Consider the following 2451-nt stretch of genomic DNA (forward strand, 5'->3'; position numbering starts at 1 on the left):
AACTACATCAGAAATAAGAATAACTTGTGCTATAAGCTCTGAAGATACAGCTGTAGCTGTAAATGAAATAGCAAAAGAATTTAATGTATAAAAATTACTAGAATTTAGGAGGACGATATGAAACTTCACGGAAGTATGGAAATAAAAAACGATGACCTTTATATAGGTGGAGTAAAAACTCTTGATCTTGTAGAAAAATATAAAACTCCACTATATGTATTTGATGAAGAATTGATAAGAAATAATTGCAGAGAATATATAAAATCTTTTAAAGTAAATGAAAATGGAAATAAGGTAGCATATGCAGGTAAGGCATTTTTAACTAAATACATGTGTAAAGTAGTCAAAGAAGAGGGTCTTTGTCTAGATGTCGTATCAGGCGGAGAATTATACACTGCATATAAAGCAGGTATGCCTATGGAAAATATATTATTCCATGGAAACAATAAAACAGTAGATGAAGTAAAATTAGGGATAGAATTAGGAGTTGGAAGATTTGTAGTAGATAATTTCTATGAATTAGATTTAATCGAAAAATTTTGCCTAGAAAACAACAAGACTCAAAAAATATACTTCAGAGTTACTCCAGGAATAGACGCTCATACTCACGACTACATAAAGACTGGACAAATAGATTCTAAATTTGGATTTGCGCTTGTAAATGGAGACTTCTACAAGGCTGTAGAAAAAGTAAAAGAATATAAAAATATAGAGCTTGTGGGAATTCACGCTCATATAGGCTCTCAAATATTTGAAATAGAGCCTTATTTAGATGAAGTAGAGGTTATGCTAAACTTACTAAAAGAAGTAAACGAAAAAAATGACGATATAAATCTTACAGAAGTAGACTTAGGTGGAGGAATAGGTGTTTACTACACTAAAGAAGACAAGCCAAGAACTATAAGTGCCTTCTGTGAAGCTATAATAAATAAAGCAAATGAAGTTTGCGAAAAACTAGATATAAAAGTTCCAACACTACTAATAGAACCAGGTAGATCACTAGTTGCAAATGCAGGAAGTACAATCTACACTGTAGGTTCTATTAAAGAAATAAAAGACGTAAGAACTTATGTAAGCGTAGATGGAGGAATGACAGACAATATAAGACCTTCTCTATATCAAGCAGGATATGAATGTGCTATAGTGAATAAAATAAATCAAACTGGACATAATCATAAAGTAACTATAGCTGGTAAATGTTGTGAAAGTGGAGATATTTTGATATCAGACACAGAAGTAGGAGATATTGAAAGCGGAGATATTCTTATAACTACTACAACTGGAGCTTATGGATATGCCATGGCTTCAAACTATAATAAAATACCAAAAAATCCTGTAGTATTTGTAAAAAACGGAGAAGATATATTATCTTGTAAGAGACAAAGCTACGAAGATTTACTGTCTCTAGAAGTGTAATAAAAAGGTTACAAATCTGATAACTAGGTTACAATTATGATGATTGATATTTTATATAGTGTAGTTATATAATTGATTTAGATTAGAAGTTATATTGAATACTCTTATATCTATGGAGGAATAATCATGAAAATAAAATATTTAATTATCTTAATTGTGGTGTTAGTTTTTTCTGTAGGATGTAATAGAGAAGAGGATTCTCTTTTTAAAGAAGGACAAAAGGCTCTAGAAAATCACGAGTACTATGATGCCCAAAAATATCTATCAGATGTACTTGAAGAGGATCCTAAAAACGAAAGTGCCAGATCTATGTATATGCAAGCTATGAAGATGTCTAAAGCAGAAAAATACAAAGATAAAGGGCTTTACGATAAGGGGATTGAATGTTTAGAAAGAATCGTAAATATAGATAACGGCTCTCAAAAGATAAAAGTCGAATCAAACGAATTGAAAAAAGAACTTGAAAAGCTACAAGAAGAGGAAGAGGAAGCTGCCAATATAAGAAAGGCAAATGCAAAAGAAGTAGCTAGAAAAGATATGCAAAAGGCAGAAGCAGAGTTTTATGCTTGGAGACAAAACCAAAATCAAAATAATTGGAATTACAATAATAGTGAAGGGGATTCTTCAGATAAAACAATTTTAGATACTATAAAAGATAAACTAAATGAATTTTTTACTCAATAAATATTAAAAAAAGTTGCCCTTAGGGTAACTTTTTTTGTTTACAAAAAGAAGTTATGAAATGCTCTAAGTTTCATTGTATATATATTCAAGCGGAGCTATTGTAAATATGTTTAAGCATTTTGTGACATATGTATAAAAAAATTTTGTCAGGACATAATATAACCAAGAATTTATATAAAAGTAAAAATATTTAAGATTAGGTATTATAAGTTGCCTAAATAAGAAAGAGGTGCAATATGTTTCGACAACAACATTCAAATATGTTTAGTTCTAAAGAAGTCAAATCAATGGTAGATAATTTAAATATAGATGAAATGAGTTCTTTAATAGCGTTAGCTCAAGTAAAATTAA

2 protein-coding genes are annotated in these 2451 nt (G+C 29.7%); both read left to right on the top strand.

Annotated elements, in window-relative coordinates; all coding sequences use genetic code 11:
- Positions 1-117 precede the first annotated feature (117 nt).
- Positions 118-1416 carry a diaminopimelate decarboxylase gene (gene lysA, locus ACI3VO_RS14805; RefSeq protein ID WP_439758657.1) on the top strand — a complete coding sequence of 433 codons (1299 nt, stop codon included), beginning with the start codon at positions 118-120 and terminating at the stop codon, positions 1414-1416.
- A 126-nt stretch (positions 1417-1542) separates the two neighbouring features.
- Positions 1543-2100 (top strand): hypothetical protein, encoded by a 558-nt coding sequence (locus ACI3VO_RS14810; RefSeq protein ID WP_439758658.1) that lies wholly within the window; start codon positions 1543-1545, stop codon positions 2098-2100.
- The last annotated feature ends 351 nt before the right edge of the window (positions 2101-2451 follow it).

The sequence above is a fragment of the Intestinibacter sp. genome, assembly GCF_051866655.1.
GTDB lineage: Bacteria > Bacillota > Clostridia > Peptostreptococcales > Peptostreptococcaceae > Intestinibacter.

Excerpts from the sequence above, each read along its gene's own strand:
- lysA (WP_439758657.1), top strand. The coding sequence starts at position 118 with ATGAAACTTCACGGAAGTATGGAAATAAAAAACGATGACCTTTATATA.
- ACI3VO_RS14810 (WP_439758658.1), top strand. The coding sequence starts at position 1,543 with ATGAAAATAAAATATTTAATTATCTTAATTGTGGTGTTAGTTTTTTCT.